This window comes from Streptomyces sp. NPDC059852 (assembly GCF_042731455.1).
GTDB lineage: Bacteria > Actinomycetota > Actinomycetes > Streptomycetales > Streptomycetaceae > Streptomyces.
In genome coordinates, this window is the sequence record NZ_JBHWJK010000034.1 from 54996 (window position 1) to 74693 (window position 19698).

At 72.8% G+C, this 19698-nt stretch carries 20 protein-coding genes; 13 read left to right on the forward strand and 7 right to left on the reverse strand.

All coding sequences use genetic code 11. From position 1 onward, the window contains the following. Nucleotides 1-34 precede the first annotated feature (34 nt). Together ACFV46_RS30610 and ACFV46_RS30615 are read right to left on the reverse strand one after the other, a co-directional pair. Nucleotides 35-805 carry a DeoR/GlpR family DNA-binding transcription regulator gene (locus ACFV46_RS30610; protein ID WP_361931198.1) on the reverse strand — a complete coding sequence of 257 codons (771 nt, stop codon included), beginning with the start codon at nucleotides 803-805 and terminating at the stop codon, nucleotides 35-37. Between the two features lie 300 nt (nucleotides 806-1105). After that, nucleotides 1106-1915 (reverse strand): NAD(P)-dependent oxidoreductase, encoded by an 810-nt coding sequence (locus ACFV46_RS30615; protein ID WP_361931195.1) that lies wholly within the window; start codon nucleotides 1913-1915, stop codon nucleotides 1106-1108. Between the two features lie 289 nt (nucleotides 1916-2204). Here ACFV46_RS30615 and ACFV46_RS30620 point away from each other — a divergent pair, with 289 nt between their 5' ends. Both ACFV46_RS30620 and ACFV46_RS30625 read left to right on the forward strand, forming a co-directional pair. Continuing rightward, entirely contained in the window at nucleotides 2205-3158 is a 954-nt protein-coding gene (locus tag ACFV46_RS30620; protein WP_385500605.1) for a 5-dehydro-4-deoxyglucarate dehydratase, read from the forward strand. Next, the gene (locus ACFV46_RS30625; protein WP_385500606.1) at nucleotides 3155-4318 is read left to right on the forward strand and encodes a hypothetical protein; all 1164 of its coding nucleotides are present in this window, start codon (nucleotides 3155-3157) and stop codon (nucleotides 4316-4318) included. The genes ACFV46_RS30620 and ACFV46_RS30625 overlap by 4 nt, the downstream gene beginning before the upstream one ends. Here the strand turns inward: ACFV46_RS30625 and ACFV46_RS30630 are convergent. Further along, entirely contained in the window at nucleotides 4255-5493 is a 1239-nt protein-coding gene (locus ACFV46_RS30630) for an MFS transporter (protein WP_376727935.1), read from the reverse strand. The two genes, ACFV46_RS30625 and ACFV46_RS30630, sit on opposite strands and share 64 nt — an antisense overlap. 68 nt (nucleotides 5494-5561) lie before the next feature. Next, entirely contained in the window at nucleotides 5562-6299 is a 738-nt protein-coding gene (locus tag ACFV46_RS30635; protein ID WP_385500608.1) for a helix-turn-helix domain-containing protein, read from the reverse strand. A gap of 229 nt (nucleotides 6300-6528) precedes the next feature. On the opposite strand from ACFV46_RS30635, the gene ACFV46_RS30640 reads away from it, so the two are divergent. From ACFV46_RS30640 to ACFV46_RS30665, 6 genes are all read left to right on the forward strand, one after another. Further along, a complete protein-coding gene (locus ACFV46_RS30640) occupies nucleotides 6529-7203 on the forward strand; it encodes a DUF4097 family beta strand repeat-containing protein (RefSeq protein WP_376727934.1) in 675 nt (224 codons plus the stop codon). Nucleotides 7204-7238: 35 nt separating this feature from the next. Next, a complete protein-coding gene (locus ACFV46_RS30645; RefSeq protein WP_385500610.1) occupies nucleotides 7239-8201 on the forward strand; it encodes an ATP-binding cassette domain-containing protein in 963 nt (320 codons plus the stop codon). Then, a complete protein-coding gene (locus ACFV46_RS30650; protein WP_361931177.1) occupies nucleotides 8198-8989 on the forward strand; it encodes an ABC transporter permease in 792 nt (263 codons plus the stop codon). Before ACFV46_RS30645 ends, ACFV46_RS30650 begins: the two co-directional genes overlap by 4 nt. A gap of 126 nt (nucleotides 8990-9115) precedes the next feature. Continuing rightward, complete coding sequence (locus ACFV46_RS30655) at nucleotides 9116-9559, forward strand: DUF6010 family protein (RefSeq protein WP_385500612.1); 444 nt, start codon at nucleotides 9116-9118, stop codon at nucleotides 9557-9559. A gap of 80 nt (nucleotides 9560-9639) precedes the next feature. Then, on the forward strand, nucleotides 9640-10236 hold the full coding sequence (locus ACFV46_RS30660; protein WP_385500613.1) for a TIGR03086 family metal-binding protein: 597 nt from the start codon (nucleotides 9640-9642) through the stop codon (nucleotides 10234-10236). A gap of 297 nt (nucleotides 10237-10533) precedes the next feature. Further along, entirely contained in the window at nucleotides 10534-11985 is a 1452-nt protein-coding gene (locus tag ACFV46_RS30665) for an NCS2 family permease (RefSeq protein WP_385500614.1), read from the forward strand. A gap of 16 nt (nucleotides 11986-12001) precedes the next feature. Here ACFV46_RS30665 and ACFV46_RS30670 read toward each other — a convergent pair whose 3' ends face one another. The 3 genes from ACFV46_RS30670 to ACFV46_RS30680 all read right to left on the reverse strand — a co-directional run bounded on the left by ACFV46_RS30670 (nucleotide 12002) and on the right by ACFV46_RS30680 (nucleotide 14781). Next, nucleotides 12002-13447, reverse strand: coding sequence for a peptidoglycan D,D-transpeptidase FtsI family protein (locus tag ACFV46_RS30670; RefSeq protein WP_385500616.1), 1446 nt, complete (start codon nucleotides 13445-13447; stop codon nucleotides 12002-12004). Nucleotides 13448-13532: 85 nt separating this feature from the next. After that, on the reverse strand, nucleotides 13533-14003 hold the full coding sequence (locus ACFV46_RS30675) for a GNAT family N-acetyltransferase (protein WP_361931163.1): 471 nt from the start codon (nucleotides 14001-14003) through the stop codon (nucleotides 13533-13535). Nucleotides 14004-14007: 4 nt separating this feature from the next. Next, nucleotides 14008-14781: an IclR family transcriptional regulator gene (locus ACFV46_RS30680; RefSeq protein ID WP_361931160.1), complete on the reverse strand. Its 774-nt coding sequence runs from the start codon at nucleotides 14779-14781 to the stop codon at nucleotides 14008-14010. 149 nt (nucleotides 14782-14930) lie between these two features. Between ACFV46_RS30680 and ACFV46_RS30685 the strand changes: the two genes are divergently transcribed. The 5 genes from ACFV46_RS30685 to ACFV46_RS30705 all read left to right on the forward strand — a co-directional run bounded on the left by ACFV46_RS30685 (nucleotide 14931) and on the right by ACFV46_RS30705 (nucleotide 19649). Further along, nucleotides 14931-16460: an aldehyde dehydrogenase (NADP(+)) gene (locus ACFV46_RS30685; RefSeq protein WP_385500618.1), complete on the forward strand. Its 1530-nt coding sequence runs from the start codon at nucleotides 14931-14933 to the stop codon at nucleotides 16458-16460. A 47-nt stretch (nucleotides 16461-16507) separates the two neighbouring features. Continuing rightward, entirely contained in the window at nucleotides 16508-17116 is a 609-nt protein-coding gene (locus tag ACFV46_RS30690) for a DUF1349 domain-containing protein (RefSeq protein WP_361931154.1), read from the forward strand. A gap of 54 nt (nucleotides 17117-17170) precedes the next feature. Continuing rightward, entirely contained in the window at nucleotides 17171-17674 is a 504-nt protein-coding gene (locus ACFV46_RS30695; protein ID WP_385500619.1) for a GNAT family N-acetyltransferase, read from the forward strand. A 97-nt stretch (nucleotides 17675-17771) separates the two neighbouring features. Beyond that, the gene (locus ACFV46_RS30700; protein ID WP_376727925.1) at nucleotides 17772-18497 is read left to right on the forward strand and encodes a DsbA family oxidoreductase; all 726 of its coding nucleotides are present in this window, start codon (nucleotides 17772-17774) and stop codon (nucleotides 18495-18497) included. 99 nt (nucleotides 18498-18596) lie between these two features. After that, complete coding sequence (locus ACFV46_RS30705) at nucleotides 18597-19649, forward strand: aminotransferase class V-fold PLP-dependent enzyme (RefSeq protein ID WP_376727924.1); 1053 nt, start codon at nucleotides 18597-18599, stop codon at nucleotides 19647-19649. Nucleotides 19650-19698: the final 49 nt, after the last annotated feature.

Consider the following 19698-nt stretch of genomic DNA (forward strand, 5'->3'; position numbering starts at 1 on the left):
GTGTGGCGGCGCCCCGTGGGGAGTGGGTGGTGCGTCAGACGCGGATGACCTGCGGCCCCATGAGCGCGTAGCGGTGGGCCTCGGTGGACGGGAGCAGGGTGCTCGTGACGATCGTCTCCAGTGCGCCGATGTCCGCGAACCGGCAGAAGCTGACCGCCCCGAACTTGGTGTGCACGCCCACGAAGACCGTGCGGCGCGCGGCGCGGATGGCCTGTGCCTTGACCTCGCTGACCGCCGGGTCGGGCGTCGTGAGGCCGTGTTCGCGGGAGATGCCGTTGGCGCCGATGTACGCCAGGTCGATGACGAAGCCGGCCAGCATCTTGGTGGTCCAGTGGTCGACCGTGGCGAGGGTGCCGGACCGGACCCGTCCGCCGAGCAGGAGCACGGAGACGTGCTCGGCCCCGGCGAGGGCGCCGGCGACCGGCAGGGACGCGGTGACCACGGTGAGCGGCCGGTCGGCGGGCAGGGCCTCGGCGATGAGCTGCGGCGTGAAGCCCTCGTCGACGAAGACCGTCTCGGCGTCCCCGAGCAGCTCGGCCGCGGCGACCGCGATCCGGCGCTTCTCGGGGACATGGCTGGTGGCGCGGAAGGCGAGCGTGGTCTCGAAGCCGGCGCTCTCCACGGGGTAGGCGCCGCCATGGGTGCGGCGGAGCAGGCCGTGGTCCTCCAGGACCCGCAGGTCCCGGCGTACGGTCTCCTTGGCCACGCCCAGCTCGGCGGCGAGCGCGGTGACGTCCACGGAGCCGTCGCGCCGTGCGGCCAGCACGATCTCGCGCTGGCGGTCCTCGGCCGTTCTCGTGCTCATCCCGCCCCTCGCCCTTCGCCGCTGATGGTCCGGCCCGTTCGCCTCCGGAGGAGTCCGGCCGGTGCCCGTTCGGGCCCGGTGGCGTCCTTGGGGGAAAGTTCTACAGCGGGTACGCGGCCCTGACCAGCTCTGTTGCGCGCCCGATGCTGCCCGTATGTGCCCGTTCACGGCGCGGTGTGCCCGTCTCGGACCTGCGCGGACGCGGGCGGCGGCGTGGGATCGGGCGCGGCCGGTGCCCGAAAACGGCGGCGGGCGGGCCCGTTCGGTGCCCGCCCGCCGTTTTCCGGCCACGCTTTCCGGTCAGTACGGCCAGATCGGCGGGTCGCTCACGAAGTGGCCGCCCAGGTAGGCGTGCGCGATGTTCCCCGGGTCGAGCTCGCCCTGTTCGGCGATCAGTTTCTCGGCGTACGGTTCGGAGTCGTCCTGGGGCTCGTAACCGAGGGCGCGGGCGCCGCTGAGGTCCCACCACAGGCGGGTGTTGGCGGAGGAGCCGTGGACGACGGTGTGCCCGACGTCCGGGGCGGTCAGGGCCGCGTGGAAGAGCCGCGCGCCGTCGGCGGGGCTCATCCACACCGAGAGCATGCGCACGCTGGTGGGCTCGGGGAAGCAGGAGCCGATGCGCACGGACACCGTCTCCAGGCCGTACTTGTCCCAGTAGAGCTGGGCCAGGTCCTCCCCGAAGCACTTGGACAGACCGTAGAAGGTGTCCGGGCGGCGCGGGGTGTCGACCGGGATCAGGGGGTCGTCGCCCTGCGGGCGGGGGGTGAAGCCGACGGCGTGGTTGGAGGAGGCGAAGACGATCCGTCCGACGCCCTCCTCACGGGCGGCCTCGTACAGGTGGTAGGTGCCCTCGATGTTCGCCCGGAGGATCTTCTCGAAGGGGGCCTCCAGGGAGATCCCGGCGAGGTGGACGACCGCGTCGACGCCCCGCACGGCCTCTCGCAGCGCCTCCCGGTCGGCGAGGTCGGCGACGATCGCGTCCGGCTCGTCCTCGATGGGGCGCATGTCGAGCAGCCGCAGCTCGTAGCCGTACGCCGGGAGCAGGCCGCGCATCAGGGTGCCGAGGCCGCCGGCGGCGCCGGTGAGCAGAACGGTGCGGGGTGCGGGCATCCTCGGGCTCCTGGGCTCGGCGCTGCGTGGTGGGGCTCGGGCAGGGACACATACGGCGATCACTGGGCCGCATGCTTGGCCATCAGCCGCATGCTTGGACCGTATTCACATGCGTGGACACGCTAAGGAGCCGTGGCCGACCCCGTCAAGTCTCCCGTGAAGAGGGCCGATTCGCCGCCGGTCGGCCCCGATGTGCGCTTGACCGGCCTCGACGGCCCTCCTTAGGCTGACGTCGTTCAAGAATATGGACGTGGATCAGAAACGTGAGCGCCTGTTCTAGGGAGAGCCCGTGACGCCAGCCCCTCTCGCCGCACGCCTGAGCCTTCCCGGCGGGCCGCTGTTCTTCCCCGTCACCGCCTACGGCCCCGACGGATCGGTCGACCTCGACACCTACCGCACCCATGTCCGGCGCGGTGTCGACGCCGGGGCGGCGGCCGTCTTCGCCTGCTGCGGGACCGGGGAGTTCCACGCCCTCACCCCCGAGGAGTTCCAGGCGTGCGTCGGGGCCGCCGTCGAGGCCACCGAGGGGCGGGTGCCGGTCGTCGCCGGGACCGGCTACGGCACCGCCCTCGCCGTGCGCCACGCGGCCCTCGCCGAGGAGGCGGGCGCCGACGGGCTGCTCGCGATGCCGCCGTACCTCGTCGTCGCCGGGCAGGAGGGGCTGCTGCGGCACTACCGCACGCTCGCCGCCGCGACCGCGCTCCCCGTCATCGTGTACCAGCGCGACAACGCCGTGTTCACCCCGGAGACCGTCGTCGAACTGGCCCGCACCGACGGGATCATCGGCCTCAAGGACGGCCTCGGCGACCTCGACCTCATGCAGCGGATCGTCAGCGCCGTCCGCTCCGAGGCGCCCGGCGACTTCCTCTACTTCAACGGCCTGCCGACCGCCGAGCAGACCCAGCTCGCCTACCGCGCCCTCGGCGTCACCCTGTACTCCTCCGCCGTGTTCTGCTTCGCCCCCGAGATCGCCCTCGCCTTCTACCAGGCCCTGCACGACGGCGACGACGACACGGTGGGCCGCCTCCTCGACGGCTTCTACCGGCCGTTCGTCGACCTGCGCGCCCAGGGAGCGGGGTACGCCGTCGCCCTCGTCAAGGCCGGTGTCCGGCTGCGCGGCCTGGACGTGGGGGAGGTGCGGCCCCCGCTGCACGAGCCCGGTGAGGACCATGTCAAACAGCTCGCCCAGCTGATCGAGCGCGGCCACACCCTGCTGGACCCGGCCCAGGAGGAGGCCCGGTGAAGGCGTCGGCGTTCGTCTATCCCTGGGACGTCGTCGGGGACCCGGAGGCGGCCGGACGGATCGCCGGGCTCGGCGTGCGGCAGGCGACCCTCGCCTCGGCCTACCACTCCACCCGCGCCCTGACCCCGCGGCACCCCCGCCACCGCGTCGTGACCGCGGACCACGCGGCCGTGCTCTACCCGCCCGGCGCCCACTGGCAGGGCCGTGAGCCGCGCCCGTACCCGGCGGGCGACTGGGCGCCCGGCGACGCCTTCGGCGAGGCCGCCGCCGCGCTCACGGACGCCGGCCTGGAGGTGCACACCTGGGTGGTGCTCGCGCACAACTCCCGGCTGGGCACCGAGTATCCGGCCACCTCCGTCGTCAACGCCTACGGCGACCGCTACCCATGGGCCCCGTGTATCGCGCAGCCCACCACCCGCGCGTACCTCGTCGACCTCGCCGCCGAGGCCGCCGCACGGCCGGGCGCGCGCGGCACCGAACTGGAGTCGCTCGGCTGGTACGGGCTCCAGCATCTGCACGCCCACGACAAGACCGCCGGGGTCGCCCTCGGGGACGCCGGGCAGTACCTGATGTCCCTCTGCTTCTGCCCGGACTGCGCACAGGGGTACGGGGCGCACGGCGTCGACGCGGACGCGCTGGCCGCCGCCGTGCGCGCCGCCCTCGAACCGCTGTGGCGCGGCACGGCCGCCGACGAAGGCTGGGTGGGGGTCGAGAAGCTGCTCGGCGACGAGTACGCGGCGGCCACGCGCGCGTGGCGCGACACGACCGCCCGCACCCTCCAGGAGGCCGCGGTCGCGGCGGTCCGCCGAGCCGCCCCCGAAGGGTTCCAGGTGCTGCTGCACGCCGACCCGGTCACCCACCACTGCGGCGCCAACGCCGGGGTGGACCCCGCGCACATCCTCTCCGTCGCGGACGGCGTGGTGGTGCCCTGCGCGGGCGGCCCCCGACTGCTCACCCCGTTCGCCGAACAGGGCCGCGAGGGCGCGGTGCTCGCCGCCAACCTCCCGGTGGTCTCCGGTATGGGCGGCAGCCCCGGCACGCTCGCCGCCGACGCGGCCCGCGCAAGGGACCGGGGCGCCACCGAACTGCGGCTGTATCACGCCGGGTTGGCATCGGACGACGACCTGTCGGCCGTGCGGGAGGGGCTGGCCGCGCTCTGACACAGAAGTGCGGCGCTCGCCGCCCACACCACCCCCAGGGCGGCGAGCAGCACCGTCACGTCCGCCAGTTCGACCAGGGCGGCGCCCGCCGCCAGCCCGATCGCGTTCGGCGCGAGGACCAGCGTGTGCGCGGTGGCGGCCGTACGGCCGAGCAGGGCGTCCGGCGTCTCGCGCTGCACGGCCGTGAACGCGGCGACCAGCACACACGGCAGCCCGGCGCCGATCGCCGCCGCGCACGCCAGGGCGACCGGGTCCGACGGGACCGCCCGCAGCCCCGCCGCGACGGCGGTCACCACGATGCCGTACGCCGCCAGCCGGCGTGCGCCGAGGCGGCGCAGCGCCGGGCCCGCCAGCAGTCCGGTCACCACCGAACCTGCGCCCTGGACGGCGTACAGCACCCCGGCGTAGGCGGGTTCATGCCCCAGGGCGTCGATCACGGCGTACAGAGCGGCCCCGTTGACGCCGGCGCACAGCATGGTCGCGCCACCGGCCAGGACGAGCGGGCGCAGCCGGGGGTGCCGCCACAGATGCCGGGCGCCCTCCGCGGTCCGCGCCCGCCAGCCCCCGGCCGACGGCTCCGGGCGGGTCTCGCCCACCCGCAGGCAGGCGTACAGACCGGCCGCGAGCACGAAGGAGGCGGCGTCGAGCAGGACGACGCCGCCCGCGCCGTACATCCGGTAGAGGACGGCGCCCGCCGGCGGAGCGAGGAGCTTCATGCCCTCCGAGGCGGTCATGCGCAGCCCGTTGAACTCGCCGAGCAGTGGCGCCGGGACGGCGGCGGCGACGAGCGCGGACTCGGCGGCGTCATGGACGACGCCCACGGCTCCGTGGACGAGGAGGACCGCGAGCACCAGCCACACGCGCCCCGGCGAGCGGACGGCGGTCAGGACGGGCAGGAGGGCCGCAAGGAACAGGTTCAGGCCGATCAGCAGCGGCCTGCGGCGGACGGCGTCGGCCAGGGTGCCGAGGAGCGGGCCGGCGGCGGTGGGCGCCCACAGGGCGAGCAGGCACAGGGCGGCGAGCCCGTCGGAGCCGGTGAGGTCCTTCACCCAGACGCCGGCCACCAGCCACAGAGCCGAGGTGCCGAAGCCGGAGACCACGACGGCGGAGAGATAGAGGCGGGCGTCGCGGTGGCGCAGGACACGGGGGAGGGGCCGCGGAACGGTGCGTTTCATACCCGCCCACTGTGCGGCTGAGGCGGGGCCGCCGGCATCGGGCAACCGCCCTACAGCGCACCGGCGATTCAGCTCCCGCCGTCGTCCTCGGCCGCGTCCGGTTTCGTATGGAGGACCTCACGGGCCTGCTCGGCGGCGCGGGTGAGGCTCTCGGCCACGAACTGGAGGAAGCGGCCGACGTTCTCCAGCCGGACGGCCGCCGGGGTGCCGGGACCGAGCACGTCCACGCCCTCACGGGCCAGCTCGACCTGCTCCAGCAGGGACCGTGCGCTGGCGACCATCGACTGGTACCAGAGGTCGTCGTCGATGACGTACCGCTCGCGCCGGCGGTCGTCGCGCTCCCGGCGCACCAGGGACTGGCTCTCCAGGAAGGCGATCGACTTCGAGACGGTCGCCGGGCTGATCCGCAGGCGCTCGGCCAGCTCGGCCGCCGTCATGCTGCCGGTGTCGCTGGTGAGGAGACAGACCATCACCCGGGACATCGACTTGGCCAGACCCGACCCCATCATCACGGTGGTGAACCGCTCCTCGTAGTCGGCGACGGCGTCCGCGTCCCGCCCGTACGGCAGTGGTCCGGACGCCGGGCCCGGCGACGAGCCCGACCGGCGCCGGTGCGCCCGGCGCTCCGCCGCCCGGTGGGCGAGGTCCGCGCGGTACTCGGTGGGGCCGCCGTTGCGCATGACCTCACGGGTGATCGTCGACGTCGGCCGGTCGAGACTCCTCGCGATCTCCGCGTACGCCAGCCCGTCCGCCAGCCCCAGGGCGATCCGCTGACGTTCCTGCTGGGTGAGCCTGCCTCCCGGCATCGCGTCCTCCTCCTTCGTGCGTGCAGGACGTCAGCGTAGCGTTCGGGGCCATCTCGTTGCAACGAACGGTGGTCATTGTGTTGCATTGCGCTCAGGGTCGTTGCAACGAAATCGGCCTGCTGAGCTGCGGTTACTAGGTTCTGATGCAACAAGTATGTTGCCCAAGCTATGAATGCAACGTAGCGTTTCGAGTGTTGGAAACGACGAGACGCACTCCGAGGAGAACACCGTGCACACCTTCGCCGCCCCCGCCCCGATCGACCTTGTCCTCGACGTCCCCGCCGGCCGGCTCCAGCTCATCGCAGGTGACCGCGACGACGTCACCGTCGAGGTGCGGCCCGCCGACGCGGCCCGCGGCCGTGACGTCCAGGCCGCCGAGCGGATCGACGTCAGCTGCGCCGACGGCGTCCTCAACGTCACCGCCGCCCCGCAGACCGGCGCCCGTGCCCTGCGCGACCCCGGCTCCGTCGAGGTGACCGTCCGGCTCCCCGCCGGCTCCCGCGTCGACGCCAAGGCCGCCCTCGCCGAACTCCGCGGCGTCGGACGCCTCGGCGACCTCGCCTTCGAGGGAGCCCAGGCCACCGTCAAGGTCGACGAGGCCGACAGCGCCCGCCTCAGCCTCCGGGCCGGGGACATCACCGTCGGCCGGCTGCGCGGCGCCGCCGACATCAGCACGCAGAAGGGCGACATCGACGTCACCGAGGCCGTCGGCGGCCAGGTCACCCTGCGCACCGGGCACGGGGCCGTCACCGTCGGCGCCGCCCGCGACGTCTCCGCCTCGCTCGACGCCGGCACCGCCTACGGGCGTATCCACAACAGCCTGCGGAACACCGAGGGCTCCGGCGCCGCCCTCCAGATCCACGCCACCACCGGCTACGGCGACATCACCGCCCGCAGCCTCTGACACCCGCACCCGGACCACACAGGGGGAACCCGCTCATGACCGACGCGGCCATCACCGCGCACGACCTGCGCAAGTCCTACGGCGACACGACCGTCCTCGACGGCATCGACCTCACCGTCCCCCAGGGAACGATCTTCTCCCTGCTCGGACCCAACGGCGCCGGGAAGACCACCGTCGTCAAGATCCTTTCCACCCTCATCCAGCCCGGCCCGGGCAGCGGCCCGATCCGGGTCGGCGGCCACGATCTCATCGCCGACCCCCAGGCCGTACGCGCCGCCATCGGCGTCACCGGGCAGTTCTCAGCCGTCGACGGCCTGATCACCGGCGAGGAGAACATGCTCCTCATGGCCGACCTGCACCACCTCCCCCAGCGGGAGGGCCGGCGGGCCGCCGCCGCACTGCTGGAGCGCTTCGACCTCACCGAAGTCGCCAGGAAGCCCGCGTCCACCTACTCGGGCGGCATGAAGCGGCGCCTGGACATCGCCATGACGCTGGTCGGCGACCCGAGGATCATCTTCCTCGACGAGCCGACCACCGGCCTCGACCCGCGCTCCCGGCACTCCATGTGGCAGATCATCCGCGAGCTGGTCGCCGACGGCGTCACCGTCTTCCTCACCACCCAGTACCTGGAGGAGGCCGACGAACTCGCCGACCGCATCGCCGTGCTGAACGACGGCACGATCGCGGCCGAGGGGACCGCCGAGGAGCTGAAGCGGCTGGTCCCCGGCGGGCACGTCAGGCTCCGCTTCACCGACCCGGCCGCCTACCGGGGCGCCTCCACCGCGCTGGGCGAGGTCCACCGGGACGACGACGCCCTCGCCCTGCAGATCCCGAGCGGCGGCAGCCAGCGCGAACTGCACGCGCTCCTCGGCCGGCTCGACTCCCTCGGCATCGAGGCCGACGAGCTGACCGTGCACACCCCCGACCTCGACGACGTCTTCTTCGCCCTGACCGGCGACGCCGTCATCCCCGGACCAGCCAAGGAGACCGCCCGATGAGCACCCTGTCCCTCGCCGTACGCGACTCCTCGACCATGCTGCGCCGCAACCTGCTGCACGCCCGGCGCTACCCGTCCCTCACGCTGAACCTGCTGCTCACACCGGTCATGCTGTTGCTGCTCTTCGTCTACGTCTTCGGCGACACGATGAGCGCCGGCATCGGCGGCGGCGGCGCCGACCGCTCCGCGTACGTCGCGTACATCGTCCCCGGCATCCTGCTCATGACGATCGGCAGCACCACGGTCGGCACCGCGGTCTCCGTCTCCAACGACATGACCGAGGGGATCATCGCCCGCTTCCGCACCATGGCGATCCACCGCGGCTCCGTGATCATCGGGCACGTCGTCGGCAGTGTGATCCAGTCCGTGGCCAGCGTGGTCGTCGTCGGCGCGGTGGGCGTGGCCATCGGCTTCCGCTCCACCGACGCCACCCCGCTGGAATGGCTCGCCGCGTTCGGACTGCTCGTGCTCTTCGCCACCGCGCTCACCTGGATCGCGGTCGGCATGGGCCTGGTCAGCCCGAACGCCGAGGCCGCCAGCAACAACGCGCTGCCGCTGATCCTGCTGCCGCTGCTGTCCAGCGCCTTCGTCCCCCTCGACGCGATGCCGGGCTGGTTCCGGCCGATCGCCGAGTACCAGCCGTTCACCCCGGCCATCGAGACCCTGCGGGGGCTGCTCCTCGGCACCGGCATCGGTCACCACGGCTGGCTGGCCCTGGCCTGGTGCCTGGGGCTCGCGGTCCTCGGTCACCGCTGGTCGGCGGCCCGGTTCGACGCCGAGCCGAAGTGACCACCGGGGCGGCCCGCCACCCGGCGGGAATCCGTCGCAAGCTGTCGGTTCTCCTCCTGGGGCGGGCCCGGCCCCGGACCTAGCGTGGTGCCCCGTCCAACCGGTCCACGGGAAAAGGCACTTCGCATGCAGTACGTCGCGCCGATCGGCGTCGGTCTCCTCTACGTCCTCCTGATGTCCCTCATCCGGGAGCCGCACCGGCGCCGCTTCAACGCGGTCATGGTGGCCGGTGCGGGCGCCGCCTACCTGAGCGGCGGCGGGCTGGACGGCTGGGAGTTCGCGTTCACCTCGGTGGCCACCTGGGTCGCGTACCGGGGACTGGACTCCTGGACCTTCGTGGGCGTCGCCTGGCTGCTCCACACCGCGTGGGACGTCGTCCACCACCTCAAGGGCAACCCGATCATCCCGTTCGCCCCCACCTCCTCACTGGGCTGCGCGATCTGCGACCCGGTGATCGCCCTGTGGTGTTTCGCGGGCGGCCGGACTCCGCGCGAGCTGTGGGCGGGACTGCGCGGAACGCGGGAGCGGGCCGGGGACCCGGCGCGGGCGGCCACCCTCACGACGCGCTGACCTCCCCGGGCGGGCACCGATGAGTTCCGCCCCCGCCGCCGGTCCACCCTTCACGCGATCGATCTGTGAGGAGCGGGCTCATGACGGACACCACTCTCGACCTCGGACCGCAGACGCTGGCGGTGGCCCGTCTCGCCCTGGCCGTCCGGGACAACCAACTCGCGGCGCCGACGCCCTGCCCGGACCTCGCCGTCCGTCATCTGCTGGGCCACCTCCTCGGCCTGTCCGTCGCCTTCCGGGACGCCGGCCGCAAGGACCTGGGCGCCACGACCGACACCAGCCCGGACTCCGCCGTCCCGGATGTCGGGCCCGGCTGGCGCGAGGAACTGCCCGAGGTCCTCGACGAACTCGCCGAGGTGTGGCGGGCCCCCGGCCCCTGGACCGGGACGACCCGCGCGGGAGGCATCGACATGCCCGGAGCCGTCGCGGGCGCGGTCGCCGTGGACGAACTGGTCATCCACGGCTGGGACCTGGCCCGCGCCACGGGGCAGCCGTACGACCCCGACCCCGCGGCGGTGCGGGCCTCCTACGAGTTCCTGTGCGCCGCCGCCGACGAGAACGGCCGGGACGGCAACGGCATCTTCGGTCCCGTCGTCCCGGTGCCGGCCGAGGCGCCCCTGCTGGACCGCGCCGTGGGGTTGAGCGGGCGGAACCCCGGCTGGAGCCCGCCCCGGTAGGCAAGAAGGGACAGCAGGCTCGAGAACGAGCGAACGCCCCGCCGGTCGTCACCGGCGGGGCGTTCGGCGCTGCCGGCCGAGGGGGGCTCAGGCCGGCAGGTCCCGGGGCGTGTGGTGCTCGCTCCGTGAAGTCAGATGACGGGAACCGGAGTTCGGTTGCCTCGACGGCCGCGGACGCGCGGGAGGTCTTCCGCCGATGCCCTTCCGTAACACGGCGAAAACCTGAAACCCCCGCGGCAGGGGAACAATCCAGCCAGCATCCGCACAGTGATCCTTCGGGCGACGAGGAGTGACGCCATGGCAGAAGCGCAGAAGGCGGACGACCGGGAGAGAGCATCCGAACCGGGCGTGAGCGGCCTCGACCGGTTCTTCCGGATATCCGAGCGGGGCTCCACGCTGCCCCGGGAGATACGCGGCGGCTTCGCCACCTTCTTCACGATGGCCTACATCCTTGTCCTGAACCCCATCATCCTGGGCAGTGCCAAGGACAAGTTCGGCCACCAGCTCGACTCCGTCCAGCTCACCACCGCCACCGCCCTGGTCGCCGCGGTCATGACCATCATCATGGGCGTCGCCGGCAACCTGCCCCTCGCGCTCGCCGCCGGTCTCGGTCTCAACGCCGTCGTCGCCTTCCAGATCGCGCCCCTCATGTCGTGGGACGACGCGATGGGCCTGATCGTCCTGGAGGGCCTGCTGATCTGCGTCCTCGTCGTCACCGGGCTGCGCGAGGCCGTCATGCACGCCATCCCGCAGCCGCTCAAGCAGGCGATCAGCGTCGGCATCGGCCTGTTCATCGCGTTCATCGGCTTCGTCGACGCCGGCTTCGTCAGCCGTATCCCGGACGCCGCGAACACGACAGTGCCGGTCCAGCTCGGCGGCACCGGGACCCTCGGCGGCTGGCCGATCCTGGTCTTCTGCCTCGGCGTCCTGCTGACGATCGCCCTGCTCGCCCGCAAGGTGAAGGGCGCCATCCTCATCAGCATCGTCACCATGACGGTCGTCGCGATGATCATCGACTCGCTGGCCGACGTCAAGAGCTGGGGCCTGACCACCCCGGCATGGCCGGACAAGGTCGTGGACACCCCCGACTTCGGCCTCCTCGGGCACTTCAGCCTGTTCGGCGCGTTCGGGGAGACCACCGCCATCACCGTGGTCCTGCTGATCTTCACGCTGATCCTGTCGGACTTCTTCGACACCATGGGCACGGTCGTCGGCGTCAGCGCGGAGGCCGGTCTCCTCGACGAGGAGGGCAGGGTGCCCCACCTCGGGCGGGTGCTGCTCATCGACGGCGCCGCGGCGGCCGCGGGCGGCGCGGCCTCGGCCTCCTCCGCCACCTCCTACATCGAGTCGGCGGCCGGCGTCGGGGAGGGCGCCCGCACGGGCTTCGCCAATCTGGTCACCGGCGGTCTCTTCGCGCTCGCGCTGCTGTTCACCCCGCTGCTCACCATCGTCCCGCTCCAGGCCGCCGCCCCCGCCCTGGTCGCCGTGGGCTTCCTGATGATGACGCAGGTCAAGAACATCGAGTGGGACAGGTACGAGATCGCCATCCCGGCGTTCCTGACGATCGCCGTCATGCCCTTCACGTACTCGATCACCAACGGCATCGGCGCGGGCTTCGTCGCCTACGTCCTGATCAAGATCGTGCTCGGCCGGGCCAAGGAGATCCACTGGCTCCTGTGGGGGACCTCGGCGCTGTTCCTGGTGTACTTCGCCATCGACCCGATCGAGCAGATCCTCGGCGTGAGGTGAGGACCCGAAACACGCCTCAGCCGCGCAGGGCCGCCTCCATCACCTTCCGGGCCACGGGGGCGGCCAGGCCGTTGCCGCTGACCTCGGAGCGGGCGGCGTCCGACTGCTCCACCAGCACCGCCACGGCGACCTCCTTGCCGTCGGCCTTCCCGTACGACGTGAACCAGGCGTACGGCGTCTTGCTGTTCCTCTCGCCGTGCTGGGCGGTGCCCGTCTTGCCGCCGACCGTCGCGCCCGCGATCCGCGCGTTGGTTCCGGTGCCCTCCTCGACGACCGTCTGCATCGCCGACTGCAGCTGCTCGGCGGTGCGGGAGCTGACGATCTCCTCGCTGCCCGCGGTGTCGTCGTAGTCCTCCAGGACGTCCCCACTGCCGTCGGTGATCTGCGCGACCATGTGCGGCGAGACCAGCTTGCCGCCGTTGGCGATGGCCGCCGACACCATGGCCATCTGCAGCGGCGTCGCGGTGACGTCGAACTGCCCGATGCCGGACAGCGCGGTCTGCGCCTCGTCCATGCCCGTCGGGTACACGCTCTCGTACGCCCGCACCGGCACGTCCTGCTTGTCGTCGTTGAAGCCGAACTTCTCGGCCATCGCGCGGACCTTGTCCTGGCCCAGGTCGACGGCGACGCTCGCGAAGACGTTGTTGCACGAGTACCGCAGGGCGACGCGCAGGGAGGCGTCCTCGCAGGGCGCCGAGGGGTTCTCGTTGGTCAGCGTGTCGTTCGACTGCGCCAGCGGATACGGGTCCGGGCTGTCCGTCGGCTCGTCCACCGACGCGTACAGGCCGTCCTCCAGCGCGGCCGCCGCCACGACCAGTTTGAACGTCGAGCCGGGCGGCAGCGGCTGGCGCAGCGCGCGGTTCGTCATCGGCTTGTCGGGGTCGCCGGTCAGCTGCTTCCAGGCGTCGGCGTCACCGGTGGTGATCTTCGACGGGTCGTACGACGGGGTGGAGGCGACCGCCAGGATGCGCCCCGAGGAGGGGTCGATCGCGACGGCGGCGCCCTTCTTGTCGCCGAGCGCGTCGTAGGCGGCCTTCTGCACGGCGGGGTCGATCGTGGTGACGACGTTGCCCGGGTCGGACCGCTTGTTGGTCACCGTGTCCAGCACGCCCTTCAGTCGGTGGTCGGTGCCGTCGAGCAGGTCCCGGTAGACGCCCTCCAGCTGGGTGGCCCCGAACGCCTGCGAGCTGTAGCCGGTCACGGCCGAGTACAGCGAGCCGTCCCGGTACGTCCGCTTGTACGCCAGGTCGCCGCCCGTCGTCCGGGCCGAGCCGGTGACCGGCTTGCCGCCCACGATGATGTCGCCGAGCGGCGCGCTGTACAGCGCGATCGTGTTCCGCCGGTTGTCCTTGTCGTCCGCGAGGGCCCGTCCGTCGTAGAACTGCACCCAGGTCGCCCTGACCAGCAGGGCGAGCACCAGGAGCAGTGTGAAGACGGAGGCCCGCCTGATCGTCTTGTTCATCCCACTCGCAGAGACGAACGGATCGGGGGCGATCGTTCCATGCGTCCCGATTTCTCATCGGACGTTCATGGAGCGGGCCGGGCCGTCAGTCCTCCACGTGCAGGACGAGCTCGTCGATCTCCGTGCCCCGCGCGTGGGCGAAGCCACGGGCCTTCGCCGTCACCCGGAACCCGCATTTGAGCAGCACCCGCAGCGAGCCCTCGTTGTCGGCGGCCGTGCGCGCGTACAGCGGGCGCTCGGGCACCTCCTCCAGCAGCCGGCTGAGGGCCGCCGTGGCGATGCCCCGGCCCCAGTACGCGCGGTCCACCCAGTACGTCACCTCCCGCTCGCCGGGCTCCCCGTACACGGTGGCGCTCCCCACGACGTCCCCGTCGGCCAGGATCGTGCGCGGCACGTCGGAGGAGGTCAGCACACGCTGCCAGTGGGCGTCGAAGGCGGCCCGGTCGGCCGGGTCCGCGGGGGTGAAGGCCGCCATGCGCAGGGCCTCCGGGTCGTTCAGCTGGCGGTAGAAGACCGGCAGGTCGCTGGCGTGCACCGGGCGCAGTTCGACGTCCATGACGTCAGAGCCTACGGGTGGCCAGGGTCAGCCGGTCGCGGGCGTCGAACAGCGCGTCCTTCACCATCTGCTCGTGGGCGGGCGTCAGCCGGGCCACCGGGACCGAGCAGCTGATCGCGTCCCGGGCCGGGGTGCGGTAGGGGATCGCCACGCCGAAGCAGCGCAGCCCCAGCGTGTTCTCCTCGCGGTCGACGGCGAAGCCCTGCTCGCGGACCTGGTGCAGCTCCTCGATGAGCTTCTCCCGGTCGGTGATGGTGTTCTCCGTCAGCGCGGGCAGCGTCTCCGGGAGCATCTTGCGGACCTGTTCGTCGGAGTACGTGCTCAGCAGCGCCTTGCCGAGGGAGGTCGAGTGCGCGGGCAGCCGACGGCCGACCCGGGTGAAGGGCCGCAGGTAGTGCTGGGACTGGCGGGTGGCCAGGTACACCACGTTGGTGCCGTCGAGGCGGGCCAGGTGGATCGTCTCGGTGGTGTCGTCGGAGAGCCGGTCCAGGGTGGGCCGGGCCGCAGCGACCACCTCGTCGCCGTCGATGTACGAGGTGCCGACCAGCAGGGCCCGCACGCCGATGCCGTACCGGGTGCCCGTCGCGTCGGTCTCCACCCAGCCCAGCTCGACCAGGGTGCGCAGCAACATGTAGAGGCTCGACTTGGGGTAGCCGACGGCCTCCTGGACCGCGGCGAGGGAGTGCATACCGGGACGCCCGGCGAAGTACTCCAGCAGTTCGACCGTCCGTACCGCGGACTTGACCTGCGCCCCGCCGCCCGTCTCGCCAGCCGCCATCGCCCTTGACCCCTTTGTTCGACGAGGATCTGCGGATATGGTCTCCGCAGCACGTTCATCATCAGAGACAGCGTTCAGTATATCGAACGAGCCCTGAGGGATGATCCTGCAGATTCCGAAGTGCGGCAATACAGGTGGAGGGACCCGCGGTGGCAGCAGCACCAGTCTGGAGTGTCGACCCCCGAACCGGGAAGCAGCGTGAACAGGTTGCGGTGGAGGCCACAGCCCAGGAGGTGGACACCGCGGTCCGCGCCGCGCACGAGGCCCGCGCCTCCCTCGCCGACCGCGCCGTCCGCGCCGCCTTCCTGCGCACCGCCGCCGACCGGCTCCAGGCCGCCCGGGACCGGCTCGTCGAGGCCGCCGACGCCGAGACCGCGCTCGGCCCGGTCCGGCTCACCGGCGAACTCGCCCGCACCTGCTACCAGCTGAGGGCCTTCGCGGACATCGTCGACGAGGGCGCCTTCCTCGACGTCGTCATCAACCACCCCGACGACACGGCGACCCCGCCCATCCCCGACCTGCGCCGCTACAAGGTGCCGCTCGGCGTCGTCGCCGTCTACTCGGCGTCCAACTTCCCCTTCGCCTTCTCCGTCGCCGGCGGCGACACCGCGAGCGCCCTCGCCGCGGGCTGCCCGGTCGTCGTCAAGGCCCACCCCGACCACCCCGCGCTCTCCGAGCTGGTCGCCCATGTGCTGCGCAACGCCGCCGCCGAGAACGGCCTCCCGGCCGGCGTCGTCGGCCTGGTGCACGGCTTCGAGGCCGGACTCGAACTCATCCGCCACCCGCTGGTTGCCGCCGCCGGTTTCACCGGCTCGGTGCGCGGCGGACGCGCCCTGTTCGACGCGGCGGCCGCCCGCCCCGTCCCGATCCCCTTCCACGGCGAACTGGGCTCGCTGAACCCGGTGCTCGTCACCGAGGCGGCCGCGGCCGAGCGCGGCGAGGCCATCGGCACCGGGCTGGCGGGCTCGATGACGCTGGGCGTCGGGCAGTTCTGCGTGAAGCCGGGCCTCGTCCTGGTGCCGTCCGGCGCGGCCGGCGACGGCCTGGTCAAGTCGCTGACCGACGCCGTCAGCAACTCCGAGGCCGGCGTCCTGCTGGACCACCGGATGCGCGACAACTTCCTCGCCGGGGTGGCCGAGCGCACGGGGCTGCCGGAGGTGGACTCCCCGGTGACGCCGGGCGCGGGCGGCGAGCACACCGTCAGCGCCGGGTTCCTCACGGTCGCCGCGAGCGCGCTGGCCGAGGAGGGCGCCCACGACGTGCTTCTGGAGGAGTGCTTCGGGCCGGTGACGGTGGTCGTCCGCTACGACGACGAGGCCGAGGCCACCGGAGTGCTCTCCCGGCTGCCGGGCAATCTGACGGCCACCGTCCACCTGTCCGCCGAGGAGGCCGCGGGCGAGGGGCGCGGCGCCGACATCCTGGCGGAGCTGACGCCGCTGGCCGGACGCGTCCTCGTCAACGGATGGCCGACCGGTGTCGCCGTCGCCCCGGCCCAGCACCACGGCGGGCCCTACCCGGCGACCACCTCGACCTCCACCTCCGTCGGCGGCACGGCCATCGAGCGCTGGCTGCGGCCCGTCGCGTACCAGGGCGCGCCCGAGGCGCTGCTGCCCCCGGAGCTGCGGGACGACAACCCGCTCGGGCTGCCCCGCCGGTTCAACGGCGCCCTGGAGGTCTGACGGAGCCGGGGCGGACGTACCGCCCCGGCGCCTGGAAGAATCCCGTCATGGACCTGGAGATACCCGAACTGCCCTTCCCGCTGCGCACCTACGGCCCGGACGGCCACTGGGCCTACGAGGACGGCATCCTCTCCGGCTGGGCCGGCCCGCGGCAGGACCGCTTCGTGCCGCCCACCGGGGAGGCCCTGGACGCCGCGTCCGACGCGCCGCGGCTGCTGGGCGCGCCCGAGGGTGACTTCCAGCTGATCGCCCGGGTCACCGTCGGGTTCGCCGGCGCCTTCGACGCCGGGGTGCTCTACGTCCATGTGGGCGACCGGGCCTGGGCCAAGCTGTGCCTGGAGTACTCCCCGGACGTCCCCACCGTCTGCACGGTCGTGACGCGCGGCCACTCCGACGACGCCAACTCCTTCACCGTGGAGGGAAGTTCGGTGTGGCTGCGGGTGAGCCGCACCGGCCGCGCCTTCGCCTTCCACGCCTCCCGCGACGGCCGGCGCTGGACCTTCGTCCGCCTCTTCACGCTCGGCGACGAGAAGGAGACCGGCGCCGCCCTGGTCGGTTTCATGACCCAGTCGCCGCTGGGGGAGGGCTGCGTGGTGACGTACGACCACCTCGCCTTCCGGCCCGAGTGGCCCAAGGACCTGCGCGACGGGAGCTGACCGGCGCGCGGGCCGTACGGAACCGGGACGCGCACCGGCCACGTCCCACCAGGCATGATCCATGACCGAGTCCCGGCGGGCCGTGTGATCCGCCCCGCCCTGCCCGCCGAGGTGGACGGCGTCGCCGCCCTGCACGCCCGCGCCCGCGCGACCTACTACCCGGACGGGCTGCCGCAGGACGGCACCGACTGGACCGCGGCCTGGCGTACCGCCGTCGAACGCCCCGACGGGCGGGTGCTGTGCGTCGTCGAACGGGGCCGCCTCATCGGCCTGGCCTCGTTCCGCACCCCCGACGGAGCCCCCGCCGACCTGGTCAAGCTGTACCAGTTCCACGTCGACCCCGAGCACTGGCGCCGGGGTGTCGGCACCGCACTGCACCGGGCCTGCGTCGAGGAGTGGACGGCCGACCGCCGGAGCGCGGCCGTCCTCGACGTGCACGTGGACAACCGGCGCGCCCAGGACTTCTACGCCCGCCAGGGCTGGCGGCCCGACCCGGACAAGCCGCCCGCCGACGGCGACCACCACCGGTGCCTGCGCCTCGCCGTTCCCGCTGCCTGACCCCCGCGGCACGGGGAATGAAACCGGCTGCTTGAACGTTCACCGACCCGGCGGAGGGAGTCTCCGCATCCGAACGAGCCGGAGAGAGCCTCACACCATGCGCGTCGAGATCTGGAGCGACATCGCCTGTCCGTGGTGCTACGTGGGCAAGGCCCGCTTCGAGAAGGCGCTCGCCGCCTTCCCGCATCGCGACCAGGTCGAGGTCGTCCACCGTTCCTTCGAACTGGACCCCGGGCGTGCCAAGGGCGACATCCAGCCCGTGATCAGCATGCTCACCAGGAAGTACGGCATGAGCGCCGACCAGGCGAAGGCCGGCGAGGAGAACCTGGGCGCACAGGCCGCCGCGGAGGGCCTCGCCTACCGCACCGAGGGCCGCGACCACGGCAACACCTTCGACATGCACCGCCTGCTGCACCTCGCCAAGCGGCACGGCCGCCAGGACGAGCTGATCCAGATCCTGTACCGGGCGAACTTCGCCGAGGAGCGGTCCGTCTTCGCCGAGGGCGACGACCGGCTCGTGGAGCTGGCCGTCGAGGCCGGACTCGACGCCGACGAGGTGCGCCGGGTCCTCGCCGATCCGGACGCCTACGCCGACGACGTCCGCGCCGACGAGCGCGAGGCCGCCCAGCTCGGCGCCACCGGGGTCCCCTTCTTCGTGCTCGACCGCGCGTACGGCGTCTCCGGCGCCCAGCCCGCCGAGGTCTTCACGCAGGCGCTCACCCAGGCGTGGGGCGACCGCTCGCCGCTGACGCTCCTCGACACAGGCGACACCGATGACGCTCACGCGTGCGGCCCCGACGGGTGCGCGGTCCCACAGGCCTGACGAAAGCGCAGGTCAACGCCTATACATAAGCGTTGCTTGGATGAACGACGTAAGAAATCGCAATGGACCCGCACGGTCCGCAGGGCTCAGAGTGGGGTCATGGAGACCTTCGAGAGCCTCGTCCGCGCAGAGTTCGCCCCGAAGAACGTCTATCTGAACACCGCCAGCAACGGCCTCCTCCCGGCCCGCACCGTCGCCGCCCTCGACCGGGCCGCGCGGATGCGGGCCGACGGCGTCGCGCTCGGCTCGCTCTACGAGGACGTCGAGGCGGTCCGGGCGTCCTTCGCCCGGCTGGCCGGGGTCCCGGTCGAGAGGGTCGCGCTCGGCGGTTCCGTGGCCGAGTACGGCGCGCTGATCGCCGCCTCCCTGCCCGAGGGCGCCGAAGTCCTCACCGCCGAGGCCGACTTCGCCTCCCTGGTGAACCCCTTCCACATGCGCGGCGACCTCAAGGTGCGCTCCGTCCCGCTGGAGCGCCTCGCCGAGTCCGTCCGCCCGGACACCGCGCTCGTCGCCGTCAGCTCCGCGCAGTCCGCCGACGGGCGGATCGCCGACCTGCCCGCGGTGCGCCGCGCGGCCCGGGCCCACGGCGCCCGCACCTATGTCGACGCCTCCCAGTCGCTGGGCTGGCTGCCGCTGGACGCCGCCGAGGACGACTTCACCGCCGCCATCGCCTTCAAGTGGGTGCTCGGTCCGCACGGCATCGCCTTCTTCGTCGCCCCCGAGGACTTCGGCGGGCTGACGCCGCTGCTCGCCGGCTGGATCGCCGGGGAGGTGCCGTGGGAGAGCTGCTACGGCCCGGTCCAGGAACTCGCCCGCTCCGCCCGGCGGTTCGACATCAGCCCGTCCCTGTTCGGCTTCGCCGGGCTGCGCGCCTCCCTGGACCTGGTCGAGCAGTTGGGTGTGGACGCCATCCAGGCCCACGACCTCGCGCTCGCCGACCGCTTCCGCGCGGGCCTGGCCCGCCTCGGGCACACCCCGGTGCCCGCGCCGGGCTCCGCCATCGTGTCCGTGCCCGGACTCGGCTCCCGGCAGGGCGGCTTGAGCCGCGCCGGCATCGAGGTCTCCGACCGCGCGGGCAACCTGCGCGCCGCCTTCCACCTCTACAACACCCCCGCCGACGTCGACCGGCTGCTGGACGCCCTGTCCGGCTGAGCCCCGCGCACACGGCGACGCGGCCCGCCCCGTACGTCTCGTACGGGGC